The following is a 17940-nucleotide window of genomic DNA, read 5'->3' as shown; positions in this document are numbered from 1 at the left end:
CTGGATACGCGGCGCTCGCCGTCACGCCCGAGCGCACTCCGGGCGCGGAGATTGCTCGTTCGCGCTCGCGCGCTTCTTCCTGCTGTCTGATTTGCTGGTCGTTGCCCGGAATGATCAGGCGCGATGCTTCTTGCGCAGATACACTGGTCGCGATAAGCAGCAGTGCTGCCGCAGCAGAATTCCCCCGGCGAATAGTTTTCATGTTTTTTTTAGAAGCGTGGTTGAGGACCGCGAAATGGAGCCAGTCAGAACAGGACGCTGGCCGTAACCGCACATTGCTTATACAACGGGTTGAGTTATTGCCCCATTTATCGGAGCCAGAACGGCTCACCTTCAAGACCGTCATACTTGGCAAGTGGTTTGTTTTTGTCCCGCGCAAAGCCAGGAAGGTCAGAAATCACTACGCGAACAGGTTGGTAAATATTGAAGACCTCAAAAAACGAAATCGCGGATTTACACGCATCAAAGAAATTTTCAAAAAAATTCTCTAAATACATCCGCCAATGTCGGTTGTTCTGGATTCAGCCAACTCTTTTCCGAGTTCGCGAGCATGGCTGGGTCCCACTCAACAAACGATGCCGCATGTTTTTGAGCGAAGATTTCTCGAGCCTTCGCCATTAGCATCAATGCAGGCTCTAACTCATCTCTGCGAAGGTAGCGTCGATACAGGCGATCCGTGAGCAGACTCCAGTCTTGTTCTGGATGATCCTGCTCGACATATCGCACGAGGCAACTGAAGAACAGCACCACGTCAGGCACTGGGCCGAGTTCATAAATGGTGTGGCCACCATGAAAACCTATCACTCCCATTTCATTTATCTATTTCCGAAATAGTCGTCCAAATAAACCCCGCTTTGGCGGCGAAGATAATTTACCAACCGACGAATCATCGAGTGAGTACTCTACATTCATGCTTGCCTGATCTCCGTGAACAAGGTCCCATGGATAGTGCTTTAGACCGACGCACAGACTATCTTCAAGATTGAATGCCTTGACGGCGGCTGCCGCTTCAATACACCAGAATCCGAAGTACGCACCGCCCTCAATGAACTCATCGAAATCGTACCAGTATGGCCGATCGTATATTGCCGGTACGCCACCTTTTTTGGACGGACGGTCGAGTTCGCGATACCAGTTTTCCACAAATAACCGCAGTTTCTCGGCCTGATCGTCAGGTGGTGCATCGATGGCATCAAGCAAGCGCTTGTACGGCTTTGGATGTCGTAGCTCCGTGCCAATTTTACGATCAAGATCGCGACTAGCAATGACACGATCGAGCAGAATATCTTCGCCTTCGTTACCAATCAGCCTGATCAAACGTTGCCATTGATCGTCTGGTATTTCTAGCGTCAATGCGAATCCTACAAGCCAAAAACTTATGATATAAAAGTCGAAGTTTAAAACCCAGCTTCGCCGCACCTCTTTTTGCTCGGAAGTGAATATATTCTCGCCCAACATAATTGACATTTCCCACGCATCCAGAAGCCCGGGGAAATATGATGACAATTCGCCAACGGAATCCCCGCGCGAATAACGTCGAAACATCAACTCCCAGTGATTCACGGCCAATTCGAATAGATACTGCGGTCGATATTTCGGATCGCCAGGGGGTTCCTTGCACCGCTCAAGCATTTGCTTAATTCTGTCATGAGAATAATCAATCCACTTACTCCAGTCTGAAGTGGAAATCAGAGAATCTCTATTCATCGCAACGATCCAAAAACATTTGAATTAGGTTGAACGACAATTTTACCATTCTTATCAAGGATTCCTACCGTTACATTTCCATATGGATCTGTATGAACAAGCCACTTTTCGACTCGGCCTGAATCAAGAGCATCTTGGATACTTGCGGCCGCATTCAAGTCGCCATTAACAGCTTGTCTTATGCGACTGGAGCCAGTGTTAACCCCGTTCAGCCAATCGTCGCTCATTTGCAGGCCGTCGGCGGTCTTACCAAGCTTTGACGTGCCGAACTTGTACTCGACGATTACGTAATCAACACCAGGTTTGCTAACCTTGTACAAATCATCTATGCCTTGTTCACCAACAGCCGGAAGCCGCCCAATCCGTTCCGCATCGGGCGCGATCTGCTTCATCGTCGCACCGCCCAACACTTCGCCAACAACACCCTTCTGCGCGCTCGTCAATGAGTTGAAATTCATCAGGGGCTGACCGTTCGGACCAAACAAGCTCTTGAGATTCGTCAGCGTCCCGAATTCCCCCGATTTGTCCGCCAACTTTGCAAGCGTTTGCGCCGTCAGATCGATACCTGCCCTACCGAGCGTGATTGCGGCCTTGCCCGCCCCGTACACGCCAGTTGCAATACCACCAATTTGATAAACGAGACCGCCGATATTTCGCCCCAGCAGTTCCGCATTTGTATCGCCGCCAACCGCCAAGGCAGTCTTTATCTCAGAAATCTGAGTGTTCAGGGATGCATACAACTGATCGCCGAGCTGCGCGCGCATTTCCGGCCGAGAAATCAACGCACTCAACGCGTTGATACCATCGACCGGATGCATCATGAACTGGGCAAGTCCAACGACATCGTTGCCTAATCCTTGGCTGACACCCATGATAAAGCCGTTGGCGGTCAAGATGTCCTGCTTTCCGCTAACCGCAGTCCATTTCCCGGCCGTCTGCAACTGGCAGACAACGTTACCCTTACACGCGTCCCATTCCTTCTGCGCCTGCACCTTCTGTTCAGTCGCCAACCAATTGTTCTGCGCCGCCGCCGTCGCGCCATTCGTCGCCGCTGCCGCACCGGATGCACCGCCCACGCCCGTTTCCGTCGCCACACCCGCCACGATCGACGCAATCAGGTTCTGCTTCGCTTCCTTCTCCTGCTCGGTCATGTTCGGGTCCGGTGACGCAAACAGATTCGTCAGCAGACTCGACGCCGCCGCCCCCATCGCCCCCGCACCGCAATTCTGACCGCTCGCCGACGCCCCGGCGCATGCAACGATCGCGTGCATCGCCGCGTGCAACGGACTGCCTTCAGTAATCGTGCCATTCTCGACCAGCTTGCCGATATACGACGCGCCTTGCTGTTGCAGATAATTCACCACCCCAGCCTGCGCGAACTGCCCCGCGCCGCCCGTCACGTTGCCGGCCGCCGCAGCCGTCAACGCCGACAACACCTGACGATACGATCCGCCCGGCCCCCATTCGGCCGTCAGTTGATCCGCTTGTTGCTGCGCTTGCAAGCGTTGCTCAGTCGTCAGGTTCGGGTTCTTTGCCGCCTGCTGCCTCGTATTAGCTTCCTTGAGGCGGTTGGGTTTATCTTTTAATGCGCCTTGGTTTTCGTTGTCTGCCAATGCTTGCGAGCCTCATTCAGGCTACTTCGATTGGCACCTCCTGCAAATGTGGGATCACCCGATTGCACTGGATCATCTTCCCAGCCACACACAGGGCAGATTTCATAATCGCCTCGGACACCAATTGTCGGGCTCTCGCAGCATGGGCAGGGTAAGCGACTTTCTTTCTCTTGCATCATTGTTTATTCCAATAGTCCATTCCAGCCGCCGGTTTGAACATCGTCTTTGGCGCGCCATCTTTGGTTTTTGACGCAAACGTGTTCGTCACCGGATCGTAATACAACGTATCGCCATTCGGTCGCGTCTTCGTCAGCGTCCCCTCGGGAGGATTGTTCACGAAATTTTGGGCGGCCTGAACATACTGCACCGAGTTCTGATACTCCGGGAACTCGCCACCGTGCTTGGTTGAATGGCCGTAGGCATTTTCAACGGGTGTCTTATCTTTTGTTGAAGACCAAAACGTGCTGTTCCCGCCGTCTCCACCCACCATCGTAAAGACGTAATCCACCAGATTCTTGACCTGATCCGGAATGATCGCAGTAATCCAGTCGCCAATCTTCCCAGCATCCGGAAGCGGCGTCACCAGCGGTCCCGCCTTCATGCCCGTAGCGAGTTCGGTGGCCGGGTCCGCAATGATGCCATCGTCTTTACCCCGGCTCTGGCCCGTATAGCCTGGCAACTTGAACCCGGCCAACCACGGCGGTGGCGATGCCATCGGTACCGCAAGCTGATTATTTTCCGCCTCGATCTGTCCTGCCCCGGTCACGGTAGCCGCGTTCGCCCCTGACATCGATGCTACGCCTGCAACCAGGCTCGTCACCAGATTCTCGCGGGCCTGCTTATCCTCCGCCGACATGCCGCCTGTCGGACCCAGCAGGCTACCCAACACCGAACTCACCGCCGCGCCCATCGCGCCCGCGCCGCAGCTCTGACCGCTCGCGCCAGCACCCGCACAACCCATGATCGCGTGCAGCGCAGCACGCGACGTATCGCTGCCAAGACTATCCGCAATCTGCTTGACCTGGTTCGTGCCAAGTTCCTGCAGATACGCCACCGTCGCGCTCTGCGCAAACTGCCCCATGCCACCTGTCACGTTGCCTCCGGCCGCCACGCTCAGCGCCGTCAGCACCTGACGATAGCTGCCGCCCGGACCCCATTCGGCATTGAGCTGATTCGCCTGCTGTTGCGCCGCCGACCGCTGCTCAGGCGTTAGGCTCGGGTCGTTCACCATCTTTGCTGCCGCATCCGCTTCCTTCGCTCGGTTGTCGACAAACGTCCCGACCTGATTGATGAACTGGCTCGTAATCCCGAACCCAGCCTGAATCTTGTCCTTATCAAAGATCGGCGCGAGCGCACCGCCCGTATTCGACGCATCCCGATTGATATTCGCAACCGTTTCGGCCGCCGTCTGCCCCGTCACCTGCTGTTGCTTCGCGCCATCGGTAATCGTGATCGCACCGCCGCTCACGCCGCTCTGCGTCGTCGAACTCGCGTCGCCCGACGCGCTCATCACCACCGGCGGCGCGACCGATATTGGATGGGAAGCACCACAGCGTTGCTCGCACCGCTGGTCAACACCATGCGCCGCTACGCGCTGGCCGGAGGCAAGGTTCATGCTGACGACACGCCGTTGCCAGTGCTGGCGCCCGGCAACGGTCGCACAAAGACAGGACGTCTGTGGGTCCACGTGCGTGATGACCGGCCGAGTGCCTCCGATGAGCCGGCGGCGGTCTGGTTCGCCTACACGCCCGATCGACGGGGCGAGCATCCCCAGCAGCATCTTGCAGACTTCGCCGGCGTGCTGCAGGCCGATGCGTTTGCCGGCTATGCCGAGCTGTATCGCGCCGGCACCATCCAGGAAGCTGCTTGCACGGCCCACGCTCGCCGAAAGATCCATGATCTACATGCCGTCCGCCCCAATGCGGTAGCGAAGGAAGCGCTGCACCGGCTCGGCGCGCTCTACAAGACGGCACGGCACGCCTGAATGGCCTCGATCCCGAGGCATATCTCGCCTACGTGCTCGAGCGTATTGCTGACCATCCGATCAACCGCATCGACAAACTGCTGCCGTGGAACGTGGCTCTGTCGCTGCCGTCTACTGCTCACGTCGTGCCCATCCGATAGCATCGCGACTCCCCGTCGTCGATGACCTACGCTACGGTGCTGATCGAGTGCTTACGATCCACCCCGCTTGCTGGGTTTGGACCATGCCGGCCGAATTGTTCACGATGGCCACGGCCTTTTGCACGTCGAACTTGGTGTAGGTGTTCACCGACACGCCCGCGTCCGATGGCCGGGCGATATTGACTTGCGGCAGGCCGTTCGGCGTTTGGATCACCTGCGTCGCACCGCCCGGCGTCGGCACGATCTGCGCGTGTGTGGCGATCGGCACCGCCGCGGCCGATGCGGCGGCGGCCGCCGCCAGCCACACGCTGCCCGCCGCGCCACCACGACGGCGACGCACGCCGCTCTCGCCCGATGCGGATTTGCCCTCGGCGGTGGCCGTCTCTTCGACCGCCACCACCATCCCCCGGAGCCTGGAATACACCAGGCGATAAGTCTTCTATTCATTGGCTCTCGCGCAACCCCGCGCGCTCGGTTTGTTATGCGCCAGAACTTACCAAATCTCGAAAAAATCAAATGTCAGGAATTGATAAGCCATCTGACGGCTTTTTGTTGCCTATGCCGAAGGGCTTGCCAGGCATGCGAGCGCGTTGAGAGTCTGTGCGAAGATGTTGCCCTGACACGATATTCGCCATTGCCATATGGGATATTTGAACCTGCTATATTTAACAGGTCCTGCGTCACTGGCTCATCACCACGCCAACCGCCCGGCATGCTCGTGCCGCAAAAAGCCGTGGCGAATCGCCCCGCCACCTTTTCGCACACCATGACCATTATCCGAATCCGAAGGAGAAAAACGCGCGTGGCAGCCACCGAGAATATCGAAGACAACGTGATGTGTATTGCGTCGTCACGCTTCGGATGGACTACCAAGCACACGCATATTCATCCGTTTCAGCATTTTTTCTTTGAAAAATTTGCTTGAGCAAGTTAGTACAGAGGTCGCTCTATCATGCGCGGCGAATCTATGAATGCGTATAAGTGATTCGCCGCACGCACCATTCAATTCCATCAACGAATATTCTCCGTCACCGCCCATATCCGAGCCGCTCTCGACAAGCTCGAACCAAACCGATGGCGTTTTGTCATCGAATCGCAAGCCGCGCGCCCAATGTTTATTTGATGTTGCACCGCGCCCGCATATAAAGTCAGCACAGCGACATCCAACATCCGAGGCCCGGCGACGCTGCCGGGAAGCCCCCATCCCGAACGCTGCGTACTTGGCGAGCGCATTCCGACTGGAGTTCCCGTGGCCAATCAACTCAAGAAAATCGACCACATCGTCTATCTGATGCTGGAGAACCGATCGTTCGATCACATGCTTGGCTTCCTGTATACCGACAGCGGCAACCAATCGCCCACCGGCCAGCCTTTCGACGGCCTGACGGGCAACGAATCGAATCCCGATGATCTCGGCCATCCGGTGAGCGTCTATCGAATCCAGGCAACCGATCCTCATCCGTATTTGATGCCCGGCGCGGACCCCGGCGAAGGCTTCCAGAACACCAACTATCAGATCTTTTCCCACGACGATCCGGCGCCGGGCGATACACCGACCAATCAAGGCTTCGTCGTCAACTTCAAATCGGCGATCGCCTCCGACCAAGCCAAGCACTACAAGGATTCGCTGCCCGGCACGACGCCGTCGCAGATCATGGGGATGTATACGCCGCAACTGCTGCCCGTGCTGTCCGGGCTCGCCAAGGGCTATGCGGTATGCGACCGATGGTTCGCCCCCGTGCCGACGATGACGATGCCCAATCGCGCGTTCGCGCTCGCCGGCACCTCGCAAGGCCACCTCGACGATCACGTGAAAATCTTCACGTGCCCGAGCATCTTCGGACGGCTGTCGGACAAGAACGTCGACTGGGCGATCTTCGGCTATAACCGCGATCCGCTCACGCGCCACGACTTCCCCGATACGCAAAACGCGGACGACTCTCATTTCGGCCACTTTCGCGACTTCCAGTCGCGCGCATCGGCCGGCACGCTGCCGGCGTTCACCTTTCTCGAGCCGAGTTGGGACGCGACCGGCAACAGCCAGCATCCAAACTACGACGTCGCCGCGGGCGAGCAGCTCATTCACGACGTCTACTACACGTTGCGCAACAGTTCCGCGTGGGCGAGCACGCTTCTCATCATCACTTACGACGAGCACGGCGGCAATTACGACCATGTCCCGCCGCCATCGGGCGCGACCCCGCCCGGCGACGGCACGATCGGCGAGTTCGGCTTCGATTTCACCCGCTTCGGCGTGCGCGTGCCGGCGGTGCTGGTGTCGCCGCTCATCAAGGCCGGCACGGTGTTTCGGAGTGCGGCCGGCACGATCGATCACACGTCGGTATTGAAGACGATCAGCGAGCGCTGGGGAACCGCGCCGCTGACGGCGCGCGATCAAGCCGCGCCGTCGCTCGGCGACGTCTTGACGCTCGCGAAACCGCGCGCGGCCGACGACGATCCGCTGCAAGGCGTGAGCGTGCCGGTAGCGTCGCTGCATCATCCGAACGCATCGCTGCCGTCGAAGCTCGACAAACTGCAAGCGGCGCGCATCGCGGCGCTGCCGCTGCGCAACGAAAAAGGCCATTACGAGCAAGCCGACCCGCCGCTCACGTCGAGTGCCGAGCTATCCGACTTCATTCGCAATCGCGGCGCGGCCTGGAGCCAGCACCGCCAGCGGCTACAACAGCGACGGCAGGAGCGGTCGCGGCAAGCCACGCGCGGAAAAAAACGCTGACCGCTGCCAGGCGATGGCTCGCCGGGCGGCAAGCGGCGGCGGACGGTCTGGCCGACGCACGCGCTGCCAAGCGGGCGTACGGGCAAGCCGCGCCGGGAAACGGATTGCGGCAATGCCAGCGCATGCGGGCCGGCTGTCAGCCGCTGCGCGCGCGGAACCGCGAATCTTCCGCGCGCCGCCCGCCTGCTCGTCTGCTCGTCTGATCGACGCGTTGCTCGCCTGCACCGCCGTGGCCGCGCGACTGCGCTGCCTGTCGAGCGTCAGTTCTTTCGCGTTCCTGAGCATCGATCCGGCCACCGCCGAGCCATTGCGTGAGCCGCCGCGCCCCTTCGACCCCGGCCGCGCGAACGCTGCATGCCGCACACCGCGCACCGGTCAAGCAGACGCGCCGCGCTTGGCCGCCAACAGTTGCAGGCTTTCGTCGACACTCAGCTCCGATAACGCATCCGCGCGCAATGCCGAATCCGCCGCGCGCTGCAACACCTGCAACACGTTCGGCTTCAGGCGCACGCACACGAGCCGCCAGCCGCGCGCCTCGCATTCGGCGGCAAAAGTCTTCAGCGCCTCGATCGTCGTGCCATCGACATCGGGCGACTCCTCCAGGCTCAGCATCACGGTCTGCACGCTCGGCTGAGCGCCGCGCGCAAGCTGCCGCACCATGTTCAGCACGCGCTCGGCGTTCGCAAAGAAGAGTTGCGCCTCCGGCCGCACGATCAGCACGCCGGGCATCGGTTTCGCATCCGGATGGATCGACGCGTCGACGAAATCGTGGCTGTCGCGCAACCGCCCGAGCACGCTCACCTTCGGTTCGGACAATTGCTTGAGCGTCAACAGCAGGCTCACGCCGATCGCGGCAAGCAGCCCGTGCAACACGCCGAGCACGATCACGGCGCCGAGCGCGGCGATCACGACGAGCCGGTCGCGGCGCCAGATCCAATACGGCCGGAACACGTCCGGATGCAGCGAATGACTGACCGCGAAGATCACGATCGCGGCAAGCACCGGCTCGGGAATCCGCGCGAGCTGCGGCAGCAGCAGCCAGACGATCAGCGCGATCACGGCCGCCGCAATCAGGCTCGCCATTTTCGATTGCGCCCCCGCTGCCTCGTTCGCCGACGTCGCCGAATAGCCTGCGCCAACGGGCATCCCGTGCAGCAGCCCCGATACGAGGTTCGCGCAGCCGAGCGCGACGAGATCGCGGTTCGGCGACACGGCATCGCCATGCTTCAGCGCGAAATTGCGGATCGCGCCATACGATTCCGCGTACAGAATCAACATCAGCGCAACACCCAGCTCGGCCGTCTGCATCCATGCGGTGCGACTCAACGGCGGCAATCCGAATGCGAAGTTCTGCAGATCGATCGTCCCGACCACCGCGATCCCGTAGCGGTGCCAGTCGATCCAGTAACCTGCCGCGATGCCGAGCACGATCACCACGAGCGTCGCCGGCACGCGCGAACGCCGCCCGAGCACGAACAGAATCGCGAGCGCCGCCGCGCCGAGCGCCGCGCTATAAGGGTTGCAATGCGGCAACCCGGAGAGCAGATCGATCGCGACGCGCAGCGTATCGCTATGCGCGACGTGCAACTCGAGAATCTTCGGCAATTGCTTGATGACGATCGTGAGCGCAAGGCCGAACGTAAAGCCGCGCAGCACCGGCCGTGCGATGAAGTCCGACATCCCGCCCAGGCGGGCCGCGCCCGCGGCGATGAAGATCACGCCCGTAGTCGCGACGAGCGCGGCGGCCATCAGCAGCGGCGCGGCGTGCGGCCCCGCGTCGGAAACCACGGTTGCCGCAAGCACGACGGCCGACGACGACGTCGCCGACACGATCGCGAAGCGGCTGCTGCCGACGAGCGCATACACGACGAGCCCGACCAGCAGCGCGATCAACCCCGCCTGCGGCGGCAGGCTCGCGAGCCCCGCATATGCAACCGCTTCGGGAATCAGCAAACCCGCGATCGACAGCCCGGCGAGCGCGTCACGCGCAGCGCGCTCACCCCGCGGCGCGGGCGGCGCGTCGAGCGCGGCGAAATGCTCGGCTTGCTGCGGTGCCGTGTCGGGGCGGCTCGAATGGCTGTCCATGTTGCTGTCTCGCTTATCGAAAAGCGCCGCGCGTCAACGTGCCGTCGCAACCACGCCGGACCAGCCGGGCAAATAACGCGCTTCCTGCGTGTGCGCATAGCCGAGCGCCAATTCGAGCGCCTTCGCGAAATCCCTGCGGATCTGCGCAGCCGGAATCTTCAGGCGCAGAAAGTCGGCCCATAGGAATTCGCTGAACGGCGTCGCGTCCTTCGCGTAACCGCCCGCCGTGCGCAACTCCCCTGCAAGGCTTCGGAAAGGATCGTCCTTCAGGTCGACGAGCGATTTGGGCAGCTTCGAATAGTCATGACGCGCGCCGTTCGCGCCGAACGGATGGACCCACTGGTTGTGCTCCATCATCCGCCAGAAGATCGTCTCGTCGAGCCACGACAAATCCTTCAGCAGCATCGCCTTGACCTCGGTCACGCCTTCCTCGATCAGCGCGAGGCCGAGGTGATGGTGATCGACGATGAAATATTCGCCGCCCGGCCCGAGCACGGCCGGAAACCAGTGCGAATCGATTGCGGCCTTGCGCGCCTTCTTGCCGAGTGACTTCCAATGCTTGCGCTTGGCCTTGACCTCGCGATAGCCGACCGTAAGCTGCGTGGGCCGCAGCGCGTCGAGCTTCGCCGGAATCAGTGGGGTGTCCTTGCTGATCGTCATGACATTTGCTCCCGAAAACGATTTCGGCAACGATACATGGGATCGGCGCGCGCGTTAATACGGCATTGCACGGGATACGCGAATCCGCGCATCGCTCATCGAGCACGCGCCGGATTCGCTCATGCGTGCAGCCGACCGGTGCGCCGCGGCCGCATGATCGAACGCGATGCGCGGGCCTGCAGGCCAAGCGGCAAAAGCCGCGTCAGCGGTCGTTCACGGCGAGATCGGCACGCTCGAGCCGATGGCGGACATACGAGACTTCGCGCGGCGCGCCGACGCTCGTCGCGGCCAGCCCGGGCGCCGCGCCGCCGGCATACGCCGGCTCGCGCACGATGCTCACGCGCCGCATCCCCAGCTTGCGCGCCACGTTCAGCGACGCGTGGTTTTCGGCGGCGATGTCCGCGACGATCCTCGGCAGCCGCACCGTCCCGAATGCATGCGCGACGACGCGCCGCGCGGCCTCGCCGGCAATCCCGCGCCCCCAGGCGGCGCGCACGAGCCGCCAGCCGATCTCGACATCGCGCCCGAGCGCCGAATCATCCGGAATCAGCAACACCCAGCCGACGAACTGCGCGGGCCGCGCTTTCTCGAAGATCGACCAATAGCCGAGCCCCGGCGGATACGCACGCGTGATCCGATGCTCGACGAAGCGGCGATGCTCGACAGGATCGCTCCAAGGCCCGGCGATATAGCGGGTGACGTCCGGATCACGATCCATCGCGATACATGCGTCGAGATCGGTCAGCGCGCGCGGACGCAGCCACAGGCGTTCGGTTTCAAGCGTCGGCAGCGGCAAGCGAGGTTCCATGGATGGCAGGTCTGTGTCAATGTAAGCATCTGGAAGCATGGCGACGCAAACACGTTAGCATCGCCGCGTCGCGCCGTCACGGAACGCCCAGGCTGCGCCGGCGGAGTTCGCCACGGGCCGCTGCCTAGGGATTAATCCGGATCGGCTCCGAGCCAGCGCTCAAGCGTGCGACGAGCAGCGTACACTCCGGTTGACCGTCCGCGCACGGCGCCAGCCGGGCGGTGCAAACGAGCCACGGCGCTTCGATCTCGCGAGGAGACTGTCGCCATGAGCTGGACCCGGGAGCAACGCAACGTCACGATCGCCGCCTATCTCGGCTGGACCCTCGACGCATTCGACTTCTTTCTGATGGTCTTCGTGTTGAAGGATATCGCCGCCGAATTCAACACGAAAATTCCCGCCGTCGCGTTCGCCGTCACGCTGACGCTGGCCGCGCGCCCGGTCGGCGCGCTGATCTTCGGCCGGCTCGCGGACCGCTTCGGCCGCCGCCCGACGCTGATGATCAACATCGCATGCTACTCGCTGCTCGAACTGGCCTCCGGCTTCGCGCCGAGCCTGGCCGCGCTGCTCGTGATGCGCACACTGTTCGGCATCGCGATGGGCGGCGAATGGGGCGTCGGCTCGGCGCTGACGATGGAAACGGTCCCGACGCACGCGCGCGGCTTCGTCTCAGGGCTGCTGCAAGCCGGCTATCCGAGCGGCTATCTGCTCGCGTCGGTCGTCTTCGGCCTCTTCTATCAGTACATCGGCTGGCGCGGGATGTTCATGGTCGGCGTGCTGCCCGCGTTCCTGGTGCTCTACGTTCGCGCAAAAGTGCCCGAATCGCCGGCTTGGCGGCAGATGGAAAAACGCCCCCGCGCAGGGCTCGTCGCCACGCTCAAGCAGAACTGGAAGCTGTCGGTCTACGCGATCGTGCTGATGACCGCGTTCAACTTCTTCTCGCACGGCACGCAGGATCTGTATCCGACGTTCCTGCGCGAGCAGCATCATTTCGATCCGCACACCGTTTCGTGGATTCTGATCGTGCTGAATGTGGGCGCGATCGTCGGCGGCCTGACATTTGGATCGTTATCCGAAAAAATCGGCCGCCGCCGCACGATCTGCATCGCCGCATTGATCGCGCTGCCGGTGTTGCCGTTATGGGCGTTTTCCAGTGGCCCGCTGCTGCTCGCAGCCGGCGCGTTCCTGATGCAAATCTCGGTGCAGGGCGCGTGGGGCGTGATCCCGGTCCATCTGAACGAAATTTCCCCGGACGAAATTCGCGCGACGTTCCCCGGCTTCGTCTACCAGTTCGGCAATCTGCTCGCATCCGGCAACGCGACGATGCAGGCACAGTTCGCCGTCGATCACGGCAACAACTACGGCCTCGCGCTCGCCGCCGTCGCCGGTACGGTTGCCGTGGTGATCGCCGTGCTGATCCTGTTCAGCCGGGAACGGCGCGGTATCGACATGACGCAGGCCGCCACCGCGGCACCGGCGGCCAGATAGCCGTTTGCGCGGCGGCGCATCATCGCGCAGACGCCATCGGCGCGACGCGCCGCGTATGATCCGTGCGACAGCGCACCGGACTCTAGAGGACTTTATCGACAAAGAGTGCTTGCCGCCTCCCCGCCCTGCTTCTTATCTTATCGGCAAACGGTTGTTTCAATTACAGATTTGAATCGCTTGTTCGCGTACCGGGAAACCGGCAAGGGAGGCGGAACATGGCAGTTCGACAAACCAGCCGGCAATCCGGCGGGACGAAGGCGCGCATCCTCGATGCAGCCGAAGATCTTTTCATCGAGCATGGCTACGAAGCAATGTCGATGCGGCAAATCACGTCGCGTGCGGCGGTGAATCTAGCGGCAGTCAACTATCACTTCGGCAGCAAGGAAGCATTGATCCACGCGATGCTGTCGCGGCGGCTGGATCAGCTGAACGACGAGCGGCTGCTCATTCTCGATCGCTTCGATGAACAACTCGGCGCGAATGTCACGTGCGAGCACATACTGGGCGCGATGTTCATTCCGGCACTGCATGCGTCGCGCGATCCGCAACGCGGCGGCCGCGCGCTGTTGAGGCTCATCGGCCGCGCGTACACCGATTCGTCGGCGTTCGTTCGCAACTTTCTGACCGCTCACTACGCGCCCGTCGCCGGCCGCTTCTTCGATGCGTTCCAGCGCACGCTGCCGAATCTGCCGCGCGCCGAGCTTGGCTGGCGGCTGCATTACGCGATCGGCGCACTCGCCGGCGCGCTCGCGGGAACGGAAACCGAAAGTCTGATCGACGAATTCACGCAAGGCCGCACGCTGAACGACGTGCAAATGATCGCGCGGCTGGCGTCGTTGATCGTCGCGGTGCTGAAAGCGCCGATGCCGGGCAAAGAAGAGTTCGCCGTCTTCGAATTGGTGCTCTCGAGCCTCTCGTCGAACAGCCGGCTCAGCGCCGCGCAAGCGGCCACCGAGCCGCCGCCGGCCAGTCGCGAGTCGATGATCGTCGCGCCGTTGACCGAAGCGCCGCCGGCATCGACATCGGCGCCCGCACACGCATGCGCCGACGAACCGGCCTCGGCCGCCGCGGCCACGCCGTTCGTCGAGCCGGTTGCCCACGACGCCGACGCGCACGAGATTCAGGCAAGCTGACGCCGCGACGAGCGGCGCGCAGGGTGCGCGCGCGACGGCGCCGGACACGGCCGGCGCGGCCGCCCCGGCCGCGCGCATCGCCGCCGATTCCGCGGCAATGACTATAAAACCCAGGAGACAAGCGATGACCGCCTCTGTTGCGTCCACGTCGACCCATGCGCCCAATACGGACGGCCGCTGGTATGCGTCGTACCTCGCCGGCGTGCCGCATGAAATCGACATCACGCAATACGATTCCCTTGTTCAGTACTTCGACGAATGCACGACGCGCTACGCGCAGCGCATCGCATACATCAGCGCGGGCGCGCGGCTGAGCTATGCCGCGCTCGCGCGCAAGGCCGACGCATTCGCGTCGTATCTGCAAAGCATCGGCGTGAAGCCGGGCGAGCGCGTCGCGATCATGCTGCCGAATTCGTTTCAGTATCCCGTCACGCTGTTTGGCGCGTTGAAAGCAGGCGCGATCGTCGTCAACGTCAATCCGCTCTACACGGCGCGCGAGCTTGCGCATCAGCTCAAGGACAGTGGCGCGCGAACCATCGTCGTCTTCGAGAATTTCGCGAAGACGCTGCAAGAGGCGATGCCGGAAACCCAAATCGAGCACATCGTGATAACCGCGCTCGGCGATCTGCTCGCCGACGGCCTCAATCCGAAAGGGCGGTTGATCAATTTCGTGCTCAAGTACGTCAAAAAGCTGGTGCCCGCTTATCAGTTGCCGAATGCCGTGCGCCTGCGCGCGGCGCTTGCGGCGGGCGCGCGCCATCCCGCCGCGCCCGTGGCGATCAAGCGCGACGATCTCGCATTTTTGCAATACACGGGCGGCACGACGGGCATCGCGAAAGGCGCGATGCTCACGCACTCGAACCTGATCGCGAACCTGCTTCAAGCCAAGGCATGGGTCGAGGGCCAACTGCTGGACGACATCGAGACGGTGCTCACGCCGCTGCCGCTGTATCACATCTATTCGCTGACGGTCAACGCGCTGATCTTCCTCGGCCTGGGCGGGCGCAACATCCTGATCGCCAACCCGCGCGATACGAAGACGATGATGAAGATCCTGCGTCACGAGACGTTCACCGGCATCACCGGCATCAACACGCTGTACAACGCATTTCTCGACGACGAGGAATTCCGCCGGCGCGACTTCTCGAAACTCAAGCTCGCGATGGCGGGCGGAATGGCCATGCAGCGCGCCGTCGCCGAGCGCTTCGAGGCGGTGACCGGCTGCCCGATCGTCGAAGGCTACGGGCTCACCGAGTGCTCGCCGATCGTCACGATGAACCTTTACGACGCCAAGCAAAAACGCGCGTTCAGCGGCACGATCGGACTGCCCGCGCCGTCGACGCTCGTGCGCTTTCGTAAAGACGACGGCACGTGGGCAAACGTCGGCGAACCGGGCGAGTTATGCGTGCAAGGGCCGCAAGTCATGCGCGGCTATTGGCAGCGTCCGGACGAAACCGCGAAGGTGCTCGACGCCGACGGCTGGCTCGCCACGGGCGACATCGGCGTGATGGACGAACAGGGCTTCATCCGCCTGATCGATCGCAAGAAGGACATGATTCTCGTATCGGGCTTCAACGTCTATCCGAACGAGATCGAGGAAGTGCTGGCCGCGCATCCCGGCATCCGCGAGGCGGCGGCGATCGGCATTCCCGACCCGTCGCGCGGCGAACTCATCAAGGTATTCGTCGTGCCGCGCGACGCGTCGCTGAGCGCCGACGACGTGCTCGCGTATTGCCGCAAAAATCTGACGGGCTACAAGATGCCGAAGCTCGTCGAATTCCGCAACGAACTGCCGCAATCCAACGTTGGCAAAACGTTGCGCCGCGTGCTGCGCGACGAGGAATTGGCCAAGCGCGCATCCAACGGCCCGGCCGATCGCAAATGAGCGCGCCCGTCACGCGGAAACGGCGCGCGCCCGCTCGTGCTTTGGCCGCGGCACCTTCGCCCGGCAATATGCCGTTCGGGGCACGAAAGGCCTGCCTGCGGACTCTGAGCGGCTTGGCTCGAAACGAACCGGATATTCATGAAGAGACTCAATGATTACCGCATCGGCTGCGCGCCGACGCATCGGCCGCGATCGCCGTGGCAGCCGGTGGCGCGAGTGGCGCAGGTTGCGCGGCTCTGCGCGAACGCCGCGGCGTTTGCCGCGCTGTGGCTGGGCTTGCCGGACGGCCCTCGGCCCACACAAGCCCAGCCGCACGAAACACGCGAAGCGGCTGCGGCGCCGGCCGCCGCCGAAGCCGGCGCGGCAGCGGCACTGCCTGCCGAGTTGGCGAAATTGGCAACGCTGCCCGCCAGCCAGCAAGCGCGCGGGTTGCGCGCCGCCGCACGCCAAGGTGCGCTCGAGAAGCTCGACGACGCGACGCTCACCGCGCTGTTCCAGTCGCTCGATCCGCAAGCAGTGCCGGACTACATCGCGGCGGGGCCGATCGGCTATCCGTCATACGAATTTACAATGCTGCGGCAGGAACGCATCGACGGCAAATGGTCGGACAAGCCCGATCACATGCTTGTCAAGGTGACGCGCGAGCCGCTGCGCGTCTATGCGAAATGGTTGCCGGACGGCGCGCACGGCGGCCAGGAAGTGATCTACGATTCGACCAAGCGCGCCGACGAGATGTACGGGCACCTCGGCGGGCTGCTCGGCAAGCTGCCGATGTGGACGGCGCTCGACGGCACGCTCGCCCGCGCGCAATCGAACCATCAGGTGCGCGATCTCGGCACCGAATTCATCGCGAATCTTTATCTGAGCGAAGCGCGAAAATATCGTGACGCGGGCGTGCAAAAACCCACGCGCATCGAAGCGAAAACGATCGGCGGCGTGCGCGTCATCGCGCTTACCTACGAAACCCCGGGCCGTCCGCCGTTTTATGCAAAACGGGCGACGCTCGGCCTCGATCTGCGGCAGCCCTATTTTCGTACCGTCGAATCGTATGACAACGACGGGCGAATATTCGAGCGCGTGATATTCGAGAAAATCACACCGAAATCACTAGGCGATTCCGAATTTGATTCCAAAAATCCGGACTATCACTTCTGAGCGGCGCATCGTGCCGTCCACCCTGCCACCGATCGATGACAGAAGCGCGCACGCCAAACGGCGCGGGCCCGACGCGCGTTTTTACCGGCCGATACCGCACACCGGCGGCTCGACGCGGCCTGCCAGCCGGCCGGCGGCTGACGCCGCGGCCGGGCCCGGTCGCGGCGCATTCGGGCTGCGGCTCAATCGTCGTCGTGATGATGCCGCTTACGCCAGTGCTTGCGGTAATGCTCCCAGCGCTCGTGATCGTCATCGCCCTCATCGCCGCGCCAGTAGCCGCCGTATGCCGGATAAGCGACGACGGCGGGCTGCGGCGCGACATACACTGGTTGCGGCGCGACGTAGACCGGCGCAGCCGGCAGGCCGAGCCCGATCGACAGATCCACGCCCGCCATCGCGCCCGCCGACGCGCCCAGCGCGACGCTCGCCAGCAGCGTCATGGTCAGCATTTTTTTCATGTTGTCACCTCGGTTCGCCGGCGTCGGCCGGCTCGATGCCAGTACTCTAGCGAGCCCGGACGTCAACAGGTGCAACGGATGTACGAGCGC

15 protein-coding genes and 3 pseudogenes are annotated in these 17940 nt (G+C 62.1%); 7 read left to right on the top strand and 11 right to left on the bottom strand.

Features of this window, described 5'->3' with window-relative positions; translation table 11 throughout:
- The 6 genes and pseudogenes from BSIN_RS26715 to BSIN_RS26355 all read right to left on the bottom strand — a co-directional run.
- Positions 1-202: pseudogene (locus tag BSIN_RS26715) on the bottom strand (ShlB/FhaC/HecB family hemolysin secretion/activation protein); the annotation flags it as partial.
- A 272-nt stretch (positions 203-474) separates the two neighbouring features.
- A complete protein-coding gene (locus BSIN_RS25960) occupies positions 475-810 on the bottom strand; it encodes a hypothetical protein (RefSeq protein ID WP_256583554.1) in 336 nt (111 codons plus the stop codon).
- 9 nt (positions 811-819) lie between these two features.
- Positions 820-1707: a PoNe immunity protein domain-containing protein gene (locus tag BSIN_RS03130; protein ID WP_089339485.1), complete on the bottom strand. Its 888-nt coding sequence runs from the start codon at positions 1705-1707 to the stop codon at positions 820-822.
- Positions 1704-3320 (bottom strand): DUF637 domain-containing protein, encoded by a 1617-nt coding sequence (locus BSIN_RS03125; RefSeq protein ID WP_089339484.1) that lies wholly within the window; start codon positions 3318-3320, stop codon positions 1704-1706. The genes BSIN_RS03130 and BSIN_RS03125 overlap by 4 nt, the downstream gene beginning before the upstream one ends.
- Positions 3290-3496: a CPCC family cysteine-rich protein gene (locus BSIN_RS03120; protein WP_256583558.1), complete on the bottom strand. Its 207-nt coding sequence runs from the start codon at positions 3494-3496 to the stop codon at positions 3290-3292. Before BSIN_RS03120 ends, BSIN_RS03125 begins: the two co-directional genes overlap by 31 nt.
- Positions 3497-3795: 299 nt before the next feature.
- A pseudogene (locus BSIN_RS26355) lies at positions 3796-4848 on the bottom strand (cell surface protein); the annotation flags it as partial.
- Here BSIN_RS26355 and BSIN_RS03110 point away from each other — a divergent pair.
- Positions 4795-5444: pseudogene (locus BSIN_RS03110) on the top strand (IS66 family transposase). The pseudogenes BSIN_RS26355 and BSIN_RS03110 sit on opposite strands and share 54 nt — an antisense overlap.
- A gap of 31 nt (positions 5445-5475) precedes the next feature.
- Here the strand turns inward: BSIN_RS03110 and BSIN_RS03105 are convergent.
- Positions 5476-5871, bottom strand: coding sequence for an ESPR-type extended signal peptide-containing protein (locus tag BSIN_RS03105; protein ID WP_305883044.1), 396 nt, complete (start codon positions 5869-5871; stop codon positions 5476-5478).
- Between the two features lie 285 nt (positions 5872-6156).
- Here BSIN_RS03105 and BSIN_RS25070 point away from each other — a divergent pair, with 285 nt between their 5' ends.
- Entirely contained in the window at positions 6157-6369 is a 213-nt protein-coding gene (locus tag BSIN_RS25070) for a hypothetical protein (protein ID WP_143757306.1), read from the top strand.
- A 324-nt stretch (positions 6370-6693) separates the two neighbouring features.
- Positions 6694-8178 carry an alkaline phosphatase family protein gene (locus BSIN_RS03100; protein WP_089339481.1) on the top strand — a complete coding sequence of 495 codons (1485 nt, stop codon included), beginning with the start codon at positions 6694-6696 and terminating at the stop codon, positions 8176-8178.
- Positions 8179-8553: 375 nt separating this feature from the next.
- On the opposite strand, the gene BSIN_RS03095 is transcribed toward BSIN_RS03100, so the two are convergent.
- The 3 genes from BSIN_RS03095 to BSIN_RS03085 all read right to left on the bottom strand — a co-directional run bounded on the left by BSIN_RS03095 (position 8554) and on the right by BSIN_RS03085 (position 11731).
- Entirely contained in the window at positions 8554-10263 is a 1710-nt protein-coding gene (locus BSIN_RS03095; protein WP_089339480.1) for a SulP family inorganic anion transporter, read from the bottom strand.
- Between the two features lie 33 nt (positions 10264-10296).
- Positions 10297-10923 carry a ParB-like protein gene (locus BSIN_RS03090; RefSeq protein WP_089339479.1) on the bottom strand — a complete coding sequence of 209 codons (627 nt, stop codon included), beginning with the start codon at positions 10921-10923 and terminating at the stop codon, positions 10297-10299.
- Between the two features lie 202 nt (positions 10924-11125).
- A complete protein-coding gene (locus tag BSIN_RS03085; protein ID WP_089339478.1) occupies positions 11126-11731 on the bottom strand; it encodes a GNAT family N-acetyltransferase in 606 nt (201 codons plus the stop codon).
- 267 nt (positions 11732-11998) lie between these two features.
- On the opposite strand from BSIN_RS03085, the gene BSIN_RS03080 reads away from it, so the two are divergent.
- The 4 genes from BSIN_RS03080 (at position 11999) to BSIN_RS03065 (ending at position 17392) form a co-directional block, all read left to right on the top strand.
- Positions 11999-13219 carry an MFS transporter gene (locus BSIN_RS03080; RefSeq protein ID WP_089339477.1) on the top strand — a complete coding sequence of 407 codons (1221 nt, stop codon included), beginning with the start codon at positions 11999-12001 and terminating at the stop codon, positions 13217-13219.
- A gap of 215 nt (positions 13220-13434) precedes the next feature.
- Positions 13435-14352, top strand: a complete 918-nt coding sequence (locus tag BSIN_RS03075; protein WP_069234569.1) for a TetR/AcrR family transcriptional regulator — start codon at positions 13435-13437, stop codon at positions 14350-14352.
- A gap of 124 nt (positions 14353-14476) precedes the next feature.
- Positions 14477-16237 carry an AMP-binding protein gene (locus tag BSIN_RS03070; protein WP_089339476.1) on the top strand — a complete coding sequence of 587 codons (1761 nt, stop codon included), beginning with the start codon at positions 14477-14479 and terminating at the stop codon, positions 16235-16237.
- A 138-nt stretch (positions 16238-16375) separates the two neighbouring features.
- Entirely contained in the window at positions 16376-17392 is a 1017-nt protein-coding gene (locus BSIN_RS03065) for a DUF1571 domain-containing protein (protein WP_256583551.1), read from the top strand.
- A gap of 182 nt (positions 17393-17574) precedes the next feature.
- On the opposite strand, the gene BSIN_RS03060 is transcribed toward BSIN_RS03065, so the two are convergent.
- On the bottom strand, positions 17575-17850 hold the full coding sequence (locus tag BSIN_RS03060) for a PXPV repeat protein (protein WP_089339475.1): 276 nt from the start codon (positions 17848-17850) through the stop codon (positions 17575-17577).
- Positions 17851-17940 lie beyond the last annotated feature (90 nt).

Origin of the sequence: Burkholderia singularis (assembly GCF_900176645.1) — a bacterium.
GTDB classification, from domain to species: domain Bacteria; phylum Pseudomonadota; class Gammaproteobacteria; order Burkholderiales; family Burkholderiaceae; genus Burkholderia; species Burkholderia singularis.
Note: the sequence above shows the minus strand (reverse complement) of the source record. Positions and strands in the feature narration are given on the sequence as shown.